This window comes from Sulfobacillus thermosulfidooxidans DSM 9293, from assembly GCF_900176145.1.
In the GTDB taxonomy this organism is placed as follows: domain Bacteria; phylum Bacillota; class Sulfobacillia; order Sulfobacillales; family Sulfobacillaceae; genus Sulfobacillus; species Sulfobacillus thermosulfidooxidans.
The window spans coordinates 2,393,059-2,408,583 of record NZ_FWWY01000001.1 but is presented as its reverse complement, the minus strand read 5'-3'; the positions used below and the strand labels follow the sequence as shown (position 1 = coordinate 2,408,583).

The window sequence follows — 15,525 nt, the reverse complement described above, 5'->3', positions numbered from 1 at the left end:
GTTCGCTCATTTTGACAGCAGATTCCTTTAATTTAATATCCCCGTTGCCGGTCGACCCACCCATTTAATGGTTCTTGATTGATATAGCGCTCGACGTTGTTCACAAAATAGTGAGCCACATATTCATCGATACTCGGTCCCGCAATGTGTGGTGAGATACGTACTCCTGGCAAGTCCCATAAAATATTGTCAGACGGCAATGGTTCGGTTTCGAACACATCAAGCACCGCTCCGGCAATTTGACCCGTTGTCAAAGCATCAACTAACGCTTGTTGATTGATCACTTCACCGCGGCCAACATTGATTATCAAAGCGTCGGGTTTCATCGCTTGCAGTACTTGCTGACCAACAACCCCACGCGTTTTCTCGGTAACGGGCAAGGTAATCACCAGATAATCCAATGACTGCACAAACAAAATCCATTGGTCTGAACTAAATGCTTTATCTACCATTTCGGGTTTAGGCTCACGGCTTAATCCGTAAACTACCATATCGAATGCCCGCGCCTTACGCACCAATTCTTGTCCAATCGATCCCAGTCCCGCAATGCCAATGCGCTGGTTTCTTAAGGTTCCTACAGCCAAAGGTTCCCAACGATGGTCTCGTTGTTGCTGGCGCAGACGATCGAGTCTGCGCACATGAGCCAACAGTTCGGCAAAAACGAACTCGGCAATCGATGACCCGAATTGATCCACAATTCGAGTGATCATCACCGTGGGAGGCAAATCCGGGTTGCTGACCAAATCGTCAACGCCCGCTCCCATCGATTGAATCCATCGTAACTGGCGTGCGTGACGAAACAGGTGAGGAGGAATTTTCCACCCAAAGACAATCTCCGCAGATGGCACAAGCTCTTCAAATTCTTCTGAGGTTCTCGCCGTAATGATCTCTCCGGGACAGTTCATTTCCTTCAGGATTTCACCGATTCGTTCGTGTCCACTGCGGTAGACAATAATCCTGGGGTGTGCCAATTTTTTCTCCCTTTCTGTCTTTTTTCTCTCTTTTTTGTCTTGATATCGTTCAGACAGTGTAAGATGTCCTGAGCAGGTTTATCATTCGCTTTTCCTTAAGGACTGGAGTCTGTTTTGTCTCACTCACAATCTCCTTGTCTTTAAACGTCTTTAAACCGTGACAAATTTTCTTGTCCAATGTAATGAATTTTTATTATTTTATTAATGATCCAGCTCGTTCTTAGACGCCCCGTCCTAAGAGGTTTTGTGGCGTTATAAGGGTTAAGGCAAACTGTCCATTCGCTAATATTTCATCGACGACAGCAAAGTGCGTTTCCTTGGATGCTGTGCGCACCACAAAGTGCAAATGCATCCGTGAGAGACCACGGACCACATACTGATCTGGTTCATTGATGGTAAGATGAACCTGTTCAGCCTGCTCCCGTGATGTGAATAAAGGAATGACCTGATGCTCGTGATAAGGAATCGTCCATAAAGTTCCCGTCAAATGATCTTGTTCCCACTGCATCAGGGCCCAATAAGGATTTCCGACGACCGTTTCATCCGGCAACAAAGCCGATAACAGGCGTGTCATATCATTGTCTTGCTGATCCATTGCCATGAACCCCCTAACGCAAATGGCTGTAGCATAAATCTATCGTACACTATAGCCTTGCCTTATGGGTGCTAACGATAATTTTTCCGGGGTTTTGCATCCAATATAGCCATTCGCTGTCATGCATCACATGTCATGATCATGCCACAACACTTGCCAGCATTGTGAGTTGAAAAGTTCCGGGTGTATGAGGGATCCCTCATAAAATCGAATACCCCAAATTTCTTCGGCGTGATAGTTGATCAGCTAGACCATTGAGTTCAACGCGTCACAGCATACAAAACCGAGGCAAATATCGCGAATCCTGTAAAAATAGTGGTTAAGAGATGAATCGTCATAACCTCCTTGAAAGATCGGGTAGTGGTTCTCGTGCCCTATAGACACTATTTATTTTTTATTATCTTTTGTGATCCCAAGGTTGCCAAATCCTAACAAAGAATTTATCGATAAATTTGTTAAACCGTTCACAATGTCAAGCTGGAGTGAGAGATGACAATCCCGATATCGCTTGTATACCGATTCCATAATTATCGAAGATTATGGATACTTTGTGGTAACATGGATTTTAGCCTGTTCTTTGGTGTTTTGGAATGACGATGTTCCATGACACCAAAGAAGAGGACTTTTATTGGCCAGGGGCGTTTGGCATAAAATTCGGCGCTATTTCCTAAATGGTGACTGGCAAACCGTTAGACAGTAAATAGTTGTGGAATCATGGAATTGAGGAGCAATCAATTATGGGGCACCGTCTCGTTCGCGATTTTTTTCGTGAGCATCTCCGTCAATATCTGTTGGCTATCGCGAGTATTGGGATCGCGAAGGTTATTCAAGTCCAAATTCCTTTTATCATTGGGGAATTTATTGACCAATTTCATCAGGGCATTACCCCCATACTCATAGAACATTACGCCTTAAAACTGGCCGTGATATCGGCGCTGTATGTCGGTCTTTTTGGTGTGGGGCAATTTACTATCGGAAAATTAGCGAGAATATTTGAAGGAAATCTGCGTCAGCGGCTCTTTCAGCATTGGGAAACGTTAGAATTAGAATATTTTAGCCAACACACCGTGGGCGATCTGCTGTCCCATGTTCTTAATGATGTCCCGGCCATTCGGCAAGCGTTAGCCGGAGGCATTAACCAAAGTCTGCAGGCCATTTTTCTGTTTGCGGCGACCCTCGTGATGACCATTAAGGATATTAATTTAGGCTTGACGCTTGTGAGCCTCATCCCTCTCTTATTGATTCCGGTCGTGGTGGTGAAATTGGGTCCCAAGATCCGTCACCAGTCCCGCGTCGTGCAGGAATCCCTTTCACGGATGTCCGATTTAACGGAGGAAAGTCTGCAAAGCATCCGTTTAATCAAGTCTACGGGGAACGAGGTCATTGAACGCCGACGTTTTACCACCAAAGTTGATACGATCTATGACAATTCCATGCAACTTGTCCGCCTCAATACCACCTTTCAGGCTTTAATTCCGTTGCTCAGTGGGATTAGTTTTGCGATTACATTAATGTATGGGGGATATTTAACGCTGCACCATGACATTTCGATTGGGGCTTTTGTCGCTTTTACGGTTTACTTGAGCATGATGGTCCGTCCCTTAATGCAATTCGGTAACGTGATCAATATCTTTCAAAATTCGTCAGCATCTTTATTGCGAATCCAAGTCCTCTTAGAAGCCGAACCACAAATCAAAGATCCCCTTATGCCAAGAGTTCTGCCGCAAAAAGGCGCCATCACATTTCGTGATCTCAGCTTTTGCTATGATCACAGTGATCATTGTGCGCTACAACATATCCGTCTACGCATTCCGCCAGGCAGCATTCTTGGCATCGTTGGACGCACCGGAGCAGGCAAAACGACCTTAGCACGATTACTCTTAAGGGAAATCGATCCGCCCCCCGGAACCATTTTCATTGGAGATACCGATATCCGCGATGTCAGCCGCGAGTCCTTGCGTGATTATATAGCCTATGTTCCGCAAGATGGATTCCTGTTTTCTCTGAGTATCGGGCAAAATATTGCGTTTCCCCTGCCCGAGCCAGATCTGCAAAAAATCCAGCAAGCCGCATCTGAAGCGAATATTTTAGCGGCTATCCAAGCGATGCCCGAGGGCTTTTCCACCATCGTCGGCGAACACGGCTTGACGTTATCTGGGGGCCAACGTCAACGAATCGCCATCGCGCGGGCCCTAATGAAAACCCAATCGCAAGTGATTATTCTCGACGATTCTCTCAGTGCTGTCGACAGCGTCACCGAATCCGTTATTTTGGATACGTTAAAAAAGTTGCATGACCAAGGTCGCACACTAATTATTACCAGTCATCGTCTTTCCGCCTTAAGATTGGCCGATCACATTATGGTTCTCGACGATGGAGAGATCATCGAATATGGTACCCACGCCCAACTCTTAGCCCAGCATGGTTTTTACGCAAGACTCTATGCCATCCAGTCGCAAGGAAGTGAACAGCATGCCTAATCAAGATTCGAAAACGCCACGTGTTCCTACCCATAGTCCGATAAAGGGCTTGCTTGTTTATGCGATACCCTATACGCGTCTTTTTGCTGGGGTCATTGCCCTGGTCATCTTGTATAACCTGACTCAAGTCATTCAACCGTATTTAGTCAAGGTCGCCATCGATCGCTATTTGTTGGTCAAAAATTCGGTTTTATCCCCTTTAATCCAAATCGGGTTTCTCTATCTCGCTATTACATTGGTGGGATTGTTAGCCAATTTGTATCAAACCCGCGTCATCGCGTCAGCAGGACAGCAAATCGTGAGGCAAATCCGTATCGATTTGTTTTCTCACATTGAATCGCTATCTATGGATTATTTTGAAACGCATGATACAGGCCGTCTTATCACTAATGTGGCAAGTGATACCACACGCATCAGCCAGTTTTTCACACAGTTTCTGTTGAGTGTCATTCGAGATGGTTTGACCATTATTTTGGTCATGGGCGCCATGCTACTGTTAAACTGGCGTTTAGGCTTATTAAGTGCCCTCGTGATTCCTTTAATTGTGCTGATTTCGGCGATTTTTCGACCTCGTTTGCATAAGATTTATAACACAACCCGTTCACGGCAATCCCGGTTAATTGGCTTTATCGCGGAAAATTTGTCGGGCATGCGCATTATTCAAATCTTTCATCAAGAAAAAAAACAGCTCGATGCATTCAATCAGCTCAATTTGCCATATCAAAACGCCAACGTCAACGAGTTTCGCTGGGATGTGTTATTTAACCGGAGTTTTGACTTGCTCGGCAATTTAGCCGTCGCGTTTATGGCGTGGGCAGGAGGATTAGCTGTCTTCCACCACAGCATCAAAATCGGTGTCCTTTATGCCTTTATTTCCTACATACAGCAGTTTTTTGAACCGATTAATTCCCTGACTCAAAACTGGAATACCTTGCAATCGTCCATGATTTCATTCGAACGGGTCAGTTCCGTGTTGGCAACTTCGCCGACCCTCAAAGACCCCGATCCCCCTTATCCTTTAAATCCGTCCTCAGTCCCACTGTTAGGCCAGGTCGATTTTGATCATGTGTCTTTCGCATATAAGCCGGAAGCTCCTATTCTTCAGGACATTAGCATGCATATTGCTCCTGGACAATTTATTGGCATTGCTGGCGAAACAGGTGCTGGCAAAAGCACGTTAATCAGCCTTTTGGCCCGGTTTTACGATGTGAGTGAAGGAGCTATTCGCATCGATGGGATTGATATTCGCCAGATTCGGCAAGATGATTTGCACAAGATTGTGGCCGTCGTGCAGCAAGATGTAAATCTCTATTCGGGGACGATTGCCGATAATATTCGCCTTTTTCGTGATGACATTTCTTTAGAACAAATCGAAGAGGCGTGTCGCATTACCGGAGCCGATATCTTCATCCGGAGGCTCCGCCAAGGCTATGACACATGGCTGACTCCCCATGGTGCCAACTTATCAACGGGTCAGCGACAATTGTTAGCCTTTGCTCGCACCATTCTTCTCGATCCCAAGATTTTAGTGCTTGATGAAGCGACAGCCAATTTAGATGCCGTCAGTGAAATGGCAGTACAAAAGGGCTTAATGGAAGTGGCTAAAAATCGTACCACCATAGTCATCGCCCACCGTTTATCAACCCTGCGCTATGCTGACCGCATCTTTGTGCTAGATCAGGGGCGTATCGTGGAATCCGGTACCCATGATGAATTACTCGCCCATAATGGGTATTATGCGCATATGATTCACAAATCGGCGTGGATGCTGGAACCTACGGGGTCGGCGTAATAGGGTCGCCGGACCGAAATGAGATCGCACAAGCCGAGAAGCTTTCGTTTGTGATGTCCACAACCTGCAGGGATACGAAAGGCTCGTCTGCCGACCATAATCCTGCAGCAGTCTGGATTTCTTATCATTACCGGGTCTTACGTGTTAACAACCTAGACGGACAGCGCTACTTCGTATCATTAAAAGAAACCCCGAGCCGAAAATCTGGTAGCCGTTTTTGTAACTGTCTCACGGCAGAGTCCACAGCGCGCCTGACGACGGAGATCGGGTCGACGGACAACTGGGTCAATATCCCTTCTGCGATCTCTGGGTACTTAGCCCCCTCGGCCGCAGAAAAGGACATAGCTGCGTTCCACCGCGCAAAGATATCAGGCATGGTAGCCCATTGACTAATGTGCGCGATGGTCTCTTCGGGATAATACCTAAGAGTGCCATCACCGATAGCAAATGGTCCCATATTCTTTCTAACATAAGGGTCGCTGTCACGAATGAGATCATCCATTAAGGATAGAAGGGGAGAGCACCATTCCGGCTTTCGCGCACGAGATGCCATCTTGGCAGATATCGCTACGGCCCGACGGACTTTCGCGGAGTCGTCCTGAGTCCACATCTTAAGAGTAGGGTAGAATCCCTCAAAATTTTGGCTCAATATTTGACCACAACCACTTGCGGCCCATTCCCTCACTTCCCAATTGTTATCGTTGCAAAGATCCTTGAGCATTGATGACACGTCTATTGGAAAATCTGTATGGATTGTCGGCAATAGCTGCGAAGCCATTTCACGTCCTGTTGGTGTTTGACTATCGATGAGATCGATACAGACTTTAAGCATATGGCGGGGATTTTTTATCCGTTGTACGATTAAGTCAATCGCTCTCTCCTTGATTTTCGCATTCGGAGATGGCCTATGCGACGACTTCATTTCATTCAATATGATGATAGATTCCGCGATGGATTTCTGCTCAAAATATTCCAGGAATGTACGTTCCCAATCGTCATAAGAACTCACCCTTGCCACATCTCCTTGTCCTTCACCACGACTCAATCACGCCTAGTGCACCGCTCCCTCTTAAATATTCAATCATAGAATCAAGATGTCTCACATGGAATTATCAAATAGTCTAATCACGTGAGGGTTTTTCATAATTTCATAACTTGAAACCCATTACTAAATGGTCTCTGCCACTTCTAACGTTATCACCATGGTTTCAGAGAGAGTGACCACGGATTCCCGGCCAATTGACGGCAATGGGCCGCAATAGACTATGTTGCAGCAGGCTTTACCCTTTATCTCTAGCATACCACCATCACAATACTTTCCAGCAGTCATTCATCCACGTGATGAAGAAGAGCTTCCCCTGCGTTTCGCCGAACCTTGACGACTATTTCAGGGTTTAGACCGCACCACATTATTAGGAATTTTGGATTTATTTGCCAGTACCGTGGCGCAGCGATAAATCCGATATCCGTCCGGTTTGTCACTTACTCCCGTGATATATGTCGCAATCTTCTCGGTATAATATAATTAAGTGAGGAAGATCTTCTTAAAAACGGCTACGAGGCCGACGATGAAATATGTTGTACCTAAATTTGCACTTTATGTGACGCAGACCTCATCAAACATATCAGCGTCTCCTCAATGCATTGGCATGACCAATAAGGCGGTGATAATACTGTACGAGCAGAATCTTCCAGCGGGCACCCTCGCCGTGGCGAGTGCTTTGCGAACATGGTCGGCTATGAACCAATTCTATTTATCTGGAAGAACTGCATTGGCATTACATTTGGGTCACCGTCAATCGAAAGATCTTGACTTTTTTACTCGAGACCCGCGGGAAACATTACCAGCCCTTCCAAAAATGGATACTATGCTTCAACAGTTTTCTTCGGTCCAATGGGAACTCCGAACGGCCGATCAAATTCAGTTTCGACTCAATAACGTGTCTGTGACACTGCTGGCTTATCCATTTCCGCACCATTTTCCCTATCACGTATGGTGTGGATTAGCTGTCGCTGATGCCCGAGATGTCGCTGTACAAAAAGCCTACACCATAGGACGCCGCGCGCAGGCTCGAGATTACTTAGATATTCATGCCGTGTTAACACATAATGTCATATCCTTTAATGATATCATCCAAATAGCTCAAGAGACTTACGGCGAAGCCTTTTCTGCCCGTTTATTTCTCCAACAATTGACCTATACCAAAGATCTTCCAGACCGTGATACCGCTTTATCGTTATTAACAACGCCACAATCTTTTGAAACAATCACCGAGGATCTCATCCGCCAAGTTCAAACATGGGCCACTCGACGATTTCAACCGCCAACGCGAGGACCACGACTATGAAACTGCCCGAAAAACTCCAACGTCTGTTTTACCGGTATCATGCCGATAGGTTAGACACCACACGACACGCCTTAATCATTATTCCCACGGTCTTGGCCGATGGGACGTTAGAGGATTGGGATTGGCTCTTTGATGTCTACGGATGGAACACCCTCCAGCAATGGATTCGAGAACCACTCCATGCGCGGATGCTTCCACCTGCCATGGAGCGGTTTTGGACTCTCGTTCTCGATGGTGTGCCCCGCGAAACCCCGCGCTGGCAGGGCGGCAATGCCCTCCGCAGAGTCCCCCCCGATGCGCTGCCCGATTGGTTTCCCACGGAGTTAAGGTAGACACGGGCCCATGACCATATCAAGTGTTGTTTCCAAGGGTGATTTTCTGTGGGAAATCACTGCAAGGCTTTTCAAGGGGCAGGCATCTGCTCGAACGTCACCTGTTTTGCGGTTGTCCGTATCGGGAACCCTCCCATTAACCCCTACTCGGCCTAGTATCTCATTTCTTCGCCATGAACGACGCAGAAATCAGACGCATCTTGATAACAATTGATGTGTCGCCCCCGTCGTAAAATTCTTAAGCCATAACATCAAAACAGGCCACTTGGTTTTCAAATTCGGCGAGGAACACCTCTAGCATTTTGCTGACATCAACAGGATCTTATAGCAATTTGAAGAGGATAATCACGTGCACCCCACGGTAAAATATTTTCATTGTTTTACCATTGAAGTTGATGGCCATAGTCTTTGAGCCACTTTTTATCATTATGATAATCCGGAAGAATTTGACGGACAGCATTCCAAAACGGTTTCTGATGATGCGGATAATTTAAATGGGTCAATTCATGCACAAGCACATAATCAACAACGCGAACGGGGGCTTGCACTATGCGCCAATTGAGGGCAATCAAGCCATCTTGACGGCAATATCCCCAGCGACTACGATATTCGTGAATTTTGACATGTTCAGGAAATCGTCCAAGTTGGTTGGCCCATGAGTGAAGACGCGGTATTAAAGTCGCCACAGCTTGTTGATAATACCACTCAATTACATGGTGGCGTATCAATTGCGATTGATCCTGATGATCAGTGTCACCCATTATACCGACGATAAGTTGGGCGTTTTCCTTGCGCACTATGGGCCAGATTTGATCATGACGAAAAGAAAGGGTCAATGGTTCTCCGTAGAATGAAAATAATTCGCCTTCGCGAAAAGTTTTGGCCTCATACTGCTTTAGAGTTTGATAATGTTTGAGAATCCATGGGATATTTTGCTGAACAAAATTCTTTGCCCGTTCGAGGGGATATCCGGGTGGAACCAGTACCGTTAATGATCCATCCGCTTCAATTCTTAATGCCGCTCGGCGCCGATTAGGCCGCATAATGACATGATACATCAAATGAGTTGTTCCACTCGTCATCTCTTGTGTGGCAATAATTTGTCCTTTGATTTGGCCCATTAATCCTTCTCGAGCTCCCCTCTTTCTAATATCCCTACGCCGCAATACCATAGGAGTTTAAGGTAAATGCCAAAAACCGTACGCTTGTGTAACATTTCTCCCTATCCACCAGGACCCTTGGAATAAGCATCCACTAGTATAACAAGACTGGAAGCCATAGAGCATGGCAAGATTTATGACGCATTCATAGGGGATAAAGTTTTGGCTATGGCACAATAAGAATCAACGTCGTGTAGAATTTCCGTCAAATTCAGACGAAAACCGAATTCAATGGAGGGTTTGTCATGAATATGGTTCCACCTCTGGCCCCTATGAAAAACAGTCGCCTCGTGCGCGTCAAAGATAGTTTAATGGTCGTGATTTTAGCCGGCATCATTATTTTCGCCGCAGAACGCATCTTAAGCCGGTTACACGAAGTCGTCATTGTCCTCGTGCTTTCGGCGACCATTGTCATCATGTTAAATCCACTCGTGAGATTGCTCTCGCGCCGCATGCGACGCGGCTTGGCAGTTCTCATTGTGGTTTTAGGATCTCTTGTGGTATTTTTCGGCGGCATTGGCGGCCTATCCTCAATTATTGTCATTCAGTTACAGGTTTTAGCGAAGCAATTACCTAGTGATGTGGAACGTCTCATTCCGCTCGTCCTGACCTTTCTCAGCAATGCCGGTATCCATTTGAACATCCAGCAAATCGAACACACAGCGCTTCAGCATGCCTCAGCCGCCTCTTCAGCAGCGATTCATGACACCGTACGTGTCTTAACCAGTATTGTTAAAGGACTGGTGGATACGGTATTAATCATTATTCTCACGGTTTATATGTTACTGGATGCCCCACGCATTGAAGCGTCGTTAGAACACCTGATTCCTCCAGGTCCCCTTCCCGCTGTTCTTGCCGTGGAACAGACTGTTGCCCGCGTGGTCGGCGGCTATGTGCGAGGACAACTCTTATTATCTGTCCTCATTGGATTGGCCTTTGGTATCGGCACGTCCATCATCGGTCTCCCCGATGCCGTCACTGTCGGAGTCATTGCCGCGGTCGGAGAACTGATTCCTTTGCTTGGTCCGGTAATCGGATCACTGTTGCCCCTTATTTTCGCGTTATTGGATCACCCCTCTCTTCACGTCCCCGAAGTCTTGATAATGCTCTTAGGCATTCATCTTCTCGAATCGGATGTCCTCGGACCGCGCATTATGCGCGACCAATTAGGATTACATCCCATCATTTCAATTATTGCGCTATTAATTGGTGCCACATGGCTAGGTATTTGGGGAGCTCTATTTGCCGTACCAGCAGCCGGCATTGCAGTCGCAGGCATTCGCGCCGGAGCAGGTGCTTGGCGTGCTTATGCCAGCTCATCGCCTAAAGATGCCCTGTAATGCCTTAGCAAGAAGGAGACAGGATATTTGAATAAGAAAGTTCGGTCAAGCAAATCCCGTGTTTGACCGAATTTTCCTCGACTAGCCTTCTTACCCCATCCAAAACCCGCGACCAGTGAATGCGTTCATGTCACGCCAGCTATGGGCTTTGTCACAGCATTCGGATTATGAGGTGTTTGACATCGTCTATTACGTGCCGGTAATTGGATTGTCGGAGGGGAGGCAATATCCAGTGGTATCCCTTTTGCGATGGCACATAACCTATTTCCAATATCGGGGCTTGTTTCTTACACAGGAATCATTAATTTTAAACCCACCAAGGTGAGCACGACCAATACCACTTCTTGAAAAAGTTTTGCATTAATGCGCAAATGGACCTTGTTGCCTATCCATAATCCCAATAACATGGCGGGTAACAAGGCTAGATACCCCAGACCAATGGGAAGGGTTAACAAACCCAACGCCACATATAAAATGCCGCGCAGCACATTATTCATCCCCGCAACCAGTTGCATCGTGGCACGAAATTGACGCTTGTCCAATTTCCGCAATTGCAAATAGGCTACCAAGGGCGGACCCCCTCCACCATAGAGACTGCCAGCTAATCCGCCTAATAATCCTAACGGAATGGCCCAAAGCGTGCGGATTTTGGGTAACTTATCTAATTTTACCCATAAGGCATAGAGCACATAGACGAGGATGAATAAACCCAAAATAAATGTCACGCTGCCCGGTGAGGCCTTTTTGAGGATGAATCCGCCAATGAAAACACCTACACTAGCAAAGGGCAACACCCACAATACATCGCGCCACACCACTTGTTTCGCGTCATAGGACCCTAGAACCAGGGCGGCCGTCAAATCCAATAAAAACACCAGGGGCACAGCCAACTTTACCGGCATTAGTAAAATTAAGCTGGCCACGGCAATTAACCCGGATCCAAACCCAATCGTACCGCGAACAATAAAGGCAATGACCACGATAAAGAACGCTACACTATAAAGACTCAGGCTATGAAAAATTCCCATCGTCTTTGCTCATTCCTTCTTTCCTCTCGGCCATCCCGGCCATGACTTTCGGGATCGTGCCGGGAATTCTAAGCAAATAACGGCTTGTCTCAAAGACAAACCGTCACCAACAATATTCGATCACGTTATTCAAATTTGATCAAATCATTACCCCAAGGAATCTGTCAAGTCGCCATTCCGATCTGAACCAAAAATTAGACTTTTGGCCAATATTTCGGAATATGGTCCCAACCCGTCAAAATCCCTTGACGATACCTTGAGAAACATTCTTGTGTCCTAATGACGGGCAAACGGGGAAAATCCAAAATAGAACTTTAGTCGTAAAGGGACGATTTGAGCAGGTTAAGGACGCGTCAACACGGTATAATCAAGCCATCAAACGACAACCAGATAGGAGTTTCGGTGACAGCCATGTCCATGAGTGCAGAACGCATCCACCTCTTGAAAAATATTGCGGAGGCCTTAAATGAAGCAACGGACATCGATACCACCGTCACCCGGTTGTTAAATCTTACGGTCCATTCATTAGGATTACAAACCGCATGGATTTTTCGGTACGATCCTGCCCGCTTGTATTTTGTTGAAATGGGCGCGAGCGGGCTTCCGCCCGCGCTAGCCAACAATGACGCCCATGCCTTGAAAGTCGGTTGGTGCGAGTGTCAGGATCGTTTTGTGCGTGGACGTCTTCATACGGCTGTCAACATTGTGCGCTGTAGCCGCCTGCGGGATGCTTCTGGAGACAAACAAGGATTAGTTTTTCATGCCAGCGTGCCCTTACGTTCTCACGAAAAACCTCTAGGTATTCTCAATGTGGCATCCGCGGGTAAAAAGCCGTTTTCTGCAGATACCTTAAGCCTATTAAGGATTATTGGTTACCAAGTCGCCGTAGCTTTAGACCGGTCAACGCTATTGTTAGAACAATCCCGGTATGCCGGTCGTCTCCGGGCTCTAGCCAACTTGGCCAATCATCTCATTCTCACCATGGATACTAACGACATTTTGAATCAGGCCTGCCAACAGTTGGCCCACATCTTGGATTATGATGCGGTCGCCATATTTAACACGTATGATACCATGACTCTTGTCGCCCAGTGTGTTCGTGACAGCACATATGAAATGGCCTATCGTTATGACCAGAACGATTCAGATAAAAATTTATCATCGCCTCCCGGTCTGTTAATATCGGACGACGTATCGGGATTGTGGCAAGAGATTCCCCAAACACCCTACCGGATCCGCGCTGAAAGCCGACAAATCCGTGCCTTTCATCCCTTTGACCGTGATTTGCTCATCACGGCGGCATGGCATATTGCGGCAGCACTAGAAAATGTGCGTGTTTATGAAAAGTCCCGGCAAGAAGCCCAGCAACGCGAACGACGCGTGCTAGCGGCGACACTCCATGATTCCGTGAACCAACGCCTCTTTTCGGCTCAATTATTAACCCGCAGTGCAGCGGTCTTGTGGAAGACAGAGCCCGAACATCCCAAAATTGAAGAATTTTTGCAACGGATTAGTACCCAACTCGTGCAAAGTCAAATTGAAATGCGCCAGCTCATCGGCGCCTTGCGCCCTCCCTCAGCTGCCAAATGGATTAACCAATTAAAAAATGACCTGTCCCATTTGACCATGGCTACCGGTCTTCATTTCGATATATCTTTACCCGATCAGATTCCGACATGGTGGAACCGGGAAGCGCTTTATATCTTAAAAGGCATTATTGATGAAAGTCTTCATAATACCTTGCAACACGGTCAGGCCCACCATGTACAGTTACACTTAAGTTATGATGATCAAAACCTTTATCTGCATATCGAAGACGACGGTAAGGGATTTGATCCCGCGGCTACCGAACCGGGATATGGATCCCGTACGATTCACGAACGGGTGCTGTCTTTAGGAGGCCAGATCTATATTCACAGTCAACCGGAAAGCGGCACCCGCATTATGGTTACACTGCCGTTACAGCCGTATTTTTATTCATCTCCACCACAAGAGCCAAAGGAGACATCTCATCATGAGAAGAACCCTTAGCATTCTCATCGTCGATGATCATCCGGTCGTGCGCGAGGGACTACGCACGTTTCTCGACTTAGCTCCTGACGTAAAGCAAATTTGGGAAGCGGATACGGGGCACAAGGCGTTAGATTTCGTCAACCAGTATTCTCAGCAGATTGACGTGATTCTCATGGATTTAGTGTTAGCTGGAGAGATGAGCGGCATTGAAGCCATTCTTCAAATTCATAAAGTGAGTCCCCATATCCCCATTATTGTGCTGACATCGTATCAAAATGTTGAACGGATCCACGCTGCAATCCAAGCAGGTGCCAAAGCATATCTCGATAAGAGCGTCGATCCCGATCGCCTTGTCGCAACAATTCATCAGGTAGTCGAGGGAAAAACGGCAAATGTTATGGATCGAAACTTAGATTATGCAGGACTTATGACTCCAGAAGACAATATTCCATTAACGTCCCGCGAATTTGAGGTATTAAAAGCGTTGGGACAGGGAATGTCCAATAAAGAGATTGCCAGTTATCTAGGCATTACCGAAAAAACTGTTAAAGTACACATGTCTCACATTTTTGCCAAATTTGGTGTGTATGACCGGACTCAAGCACTCATTGTGGCATCACGACGAGGATTAATCAATCCCTAACGACTCTGAGAGCCAGGGGCATTAGGGATTGATTGACGAGATATCATCACTAGAAATCTAAAATGTTAAAATTTGATAACCATAGCGAGAGCGTGCAATTACTTCTTGACCACCAATGACATAAAGATCAGCGGGGAACATGTCATCTTTGGTCAGTTCTGCGGTTTTCATGGCGTTCGTACAGGCAGCTAACCGAATTCCAAGGCCCTGTAGTTCTCGCAATAACGGACCAAAAAGGTCTGCGTATTCACCATTCTTGCGGAAGACTTCAATGCCGGTGCTTAAAGCTAATACTTCCACATTGACACCATGCTTGGCCATTTCACGAGCCATGTGCAAAATTCCCCGAACGCTATAGGGTTCAGAGGTAAAGCGGGAAAGCACTATCAAAGCCGAACGCATCGAATGTCACCTCCATTGTGATAAGCTCCCCTCGAGTCCACTCCGATCGATGTTTAAAGGACATGAGCAAGATTATGAAGTCCGGCAAAAATCAATCCTAATACGGACCAGCCTCCTACTAATCCCAGTCCTGCCAATACCAAGATGACCGCCTTATCAATGAATGTTTTCGAATCAGATTCATCAAAGTGTAAATTTTGTTGCGCCATAGTACACCACTCCTTTCACCTGCGCAACTTGATTATATATTACCACTACACAATAGTTTAAGTTATTTGATTCACAATTAATTTTGCTTATTGGGGTTTCGGTTAAAACGGAACAATAGATTAGGTACCTACTCATCCGACGGCGATAGTGGCCGGAGATGACCTTGCCAGACGATTTCCGGGACCTCGAAGAAGTAGTGTTCCAACATGGT

At 46.5% G+C, this 15,525-nt stretch carries 14 protein-coding genes; 7 read left to right on the top strand and 7 right to left on the bottom strand.

Annotated elements, in window-relative coordinates; all coding sequences use genetic code 11:
- Positions 1-32: 32 nt before the first annotated feature.
- Positions 33-971 carry a D-2-hydroxyacid dehydrogenase gene (locus B8987_RS12095; RefSeq protein WP_020376178.1) on the bottom strand — a complete coding sequence of 313 codons (939 nt, stop codon included), beginning with the start codon at positions 969-971 and terminating at the stop codon, positions 33-35.
- A 220-nt stretch (positions 972-1,191) separates the two neighbouring features.
- Complete coding sequence (locus B8987_RS12090; RefSeq protein WP_020376179.1) at positions 1,192-1,566, bottom strand: hypothetical protein; 375 nt, start codon at positions 1,564-1,566, stop codon at positions 1,192-1,194.
- A 737-nt stretch (positions 1,567-2,303) separates the two neighbouring features.
- Between B8987_RS12090 and B8987_RS12085 the strand changes: the two genes are divergently transcribed.
- Positions 2,304-4,046, top strand: a complete 1,743-nt coding sequence (locus B8987_RS12085; RefSeq protein WP_020376180.1) for an ABC transporter ATP-binding protein — start codon at positions 2,304-2,306, stop codon at positions 4,044-4,046.
- Positions 4,039-5,838 (top strand): ABC transporter ATP-binding protein, encoded by a 1,800-nt coding sequence (locus B8987_RS12080; RefSeq protein ID WP_020376181.1) that lies wholly within the window; start codon positions 4,039-4,041, stop codon positions 5,836-5,838. The genes B8987_RS12085 and B8987_RS12080 overlap by 8 nt, the downstream gene beginning before the upstream one ends.
- Positions 5,839-6,004: 166 nt before the next feature.
- Here the strand turns inward: B8987_RS12080 and B8987_RS12075 are convergent, their stop codons facing one another.
- Positions 6,005-6,847 carry a HEAT repeat domain-containing protein gene (locus B8987_RS12075; protein ID WP_020376182.1) on the bottom strand — a complete coding sequence of 281 codons (843 nt, stop codon included), beginning with the start codon at positions 6,845-6,847 and terminating at the stop codon, positions 6,005-6,007.
- A gap of 559 nt (positions 6,848-7,406) precedes the next feature.
- Between B8987_RS12075 and B8987_RS12070 the strand changes: the two genes are divergently transcribed.
- Positions 7,407-8,186 carry a nucleotidyl transferase AbiEii/AbiGii toxin family protein gene (locus tag B8987_RS12070; protein ID WP_020376183.1) on the top strand — a complete coding sequence of 260 codons (780 nt, stop codon included), beginning with the start codon at positions 7,407-7,409 and terminating at the stop codon, positions 8,184-8,186.
- Positions 8,183-8,518 carry a DUF6922 domain-containing protein gene (locus B8987_RS12065; protein WP_020376184.1) on the top strand — a complete coding sequence of 112 codons (336 nt, stop codon included), beginning with the start codon at positions 8,183-8,185 and terminating at the stop codon, positions 8,516-8,518. The genes B8987_RS12070 and B8987_RS12065 overlap by 4 nt, the downstream gene beginning before the upstream one ends.
- 380 nt (positions 8,519-8,898) lie before the next feature.
- Here the strand turns inward: B8987_RS12065 and B8987_RS12060 are convergent, their stop codons facing one another.
- Positions 8,899-9,639, bottom strand: a complete 741-nt coding sequence (locus tag B8987_RS12060) for a M48 family metallopeptidase (protein ID WP_020376185.1) — start codon at positions 9,637-9,639, stop codon at positions 8,899-8,901.
- Positions 9,640-9,923: 284 nt separating this feature from the next.
- Here B8987_RS12060 and B8987_RS12055 point away from each other — a divergent pair, with 284 nt between their 5' ends.
- Complete coding sequence (locus B8987_RS12055) at positions 9,924-11,018, top strand: AI-2E family transporter (protein ID WP_020376186.1); 1,095 nt, start codon at positions 9,924-9,926, stop codon at positions 11,016-11,018.
- Between the two features lie 287 nt (positions 11,019-11,305).
- On the opposite strand, the gene B8987_RS12050 is transcribed toward B8987_RS12055, so the two are convergent.
- Complete coding sequence (locus B8987_RS12050) at positions 11,306-12,046, bottom strand: sulfite exporter TauE/SafE family protein (RefSeq protein ID WP_084661642.1); 741 nt, start codon at positions 12,044-12,046, stop codon at positions 11,306-11,308.
- Positions 12,047-12,457: 411 nt separating this feature from the next.
- On the opposite strand from B8987_RS12050, the gene B8987_RS12045 reads away from it, so the two are divergent.
- On the top strand, positions 12,458-14,077 hold the full coding sequence (locus B8987_RS12045; protein ID WP_051005460.1) for a GAF domain-containing sensor histidine kinase: 1,620 nt from the start codon (positions 12,458-12,460) through the stop codon (positions 14,075-14,077).
- Entirely contained in the window at positions 14,061-14,702 is a 642-nt protein-coding gene (locus tag B8987_RS12040) for a response regulator transcription factor (protein ID WP_020376188.1), read from the top strand. The genes B8987_RS12045 and B8987_RS12040 overlap by 17 nt, the downstream gene beginning before the upstream one ends.
- A gap of 57 nt (positions 14,703-14,759) precedes the next feature.
- Here the strand turns inward: B8987_RS12040 and B8987_RS12035 are convergent, their stop codons facing one another.
- Complete coding sequence (locus B8987_RS12035; RefSeq protein ID WP_020376189.1) at positions 14,760-15,104, bottom strand: DsrE family protein; 345 nt, start codon at positions 15,102-15,104, stop codon at positions 14,760-14,762.
- A gap of 53 nt (positions 15,105-15,157) precedes the next feature.
- Positions 15,158-15,313 (bottom strand): hypothetical protein, encoded by a 156-nt coding sequence (locus B8987_RS19680; RefSeq protein ID WP_020376190.1) that lies wholly within the window; start codon positions 15,311-15,313, stop codon positions 15,158-15,160.
- Positions 15,314-15,525: the final 212 nt, after the last annotated feature.

Excerpts from the sequence above, each read along its gene's own strand:
- B8987_RS12090 (WP_020376179.1), bottom strand. The coding sequence starts at position 1,566 with ATGGATCAGCAAGACAATGATATGACACGCCTGTTATCGGCTTTGTTG.
- B8987_RS12085 (WP_020376180.1), top strand. The coding sequence starts at position 2,304 with ATGGGGCACCGTCTCGTTCGCGATTTTTTTCGTGAGCATCTCCGTCAA.
- B8987_RS12080 (WP_020376181.1), top strand. The coding sequence starts at position 4,039 with ATGCCTAATCAAGATTCGAAAACGCCACGTGTTCCTACCCATAGTCCG.
- B8987_RS12070 (WP_020376183.1), top strand. The coding sequence starts at position 7,407 with ATGAAATATGTTGTACCTAAATTTGCACTTTATGTGACGCAGACCTCA.
- B8987_RS12065 (WP_020376184.1), top strand. The coding sequence starts at position 8,183 with ATGAAACTGCCCGAAAAACTCCAACGTCTGTTTTACCGGTATCATGCC.
- B8987_RS12060 (WP_020376185.1), bottom strand. The coding sequence starts at position 9,639 with ATGGGCCAAATCAAAGGACAAATTATTGCCACACAAGAGATGACGAGT.
- B8987_RS12055 (WP_020376186.1), top strand. The coding sequence starts at position 9,924 with ATGAATATGGTTCCACCTCTGGCCCCTATGAAAAACAGTCGCCTCGTG.
- B8987_RS12050 (WP_084661642.1), bottom strand. The coding sequence starts at position 12,046 with ATGGGAATTTTTCATAGCCTGAGTCTTTATAGTGTAGCGTTCTTTATC.
- B8987_RS12045 (WP_051005460.1), top strand. The coding sequence starts at position 12,458 with ATGTCCATGAGTGCAGAACGCATCCACCTCTTGAAAAATATTGCGGAG.
- B8987_RS12040 (WP_020376188.1), top strand. The coding sequence starts at position 14,061 with ATGAGAAGAACCCTTAGCATTCTCATCGTCGATGATCATCCGGTCGTG.
- B8987_RS12035 (WP_020376189.1), bottom strand. The coding sequence starts at position 15,104 with ATGCGTTCGGCTTTGATAGTGCTTTCCCGCTTTACCTCTGAACCCTAT.
- B8987_RS19680 (WP_020376190.1), bottom strand. The coding sequence starts at position 15,313 with ATGGCGCAACAAAATTTACACTTTGATGAATCTGATTCGAAAACATTC.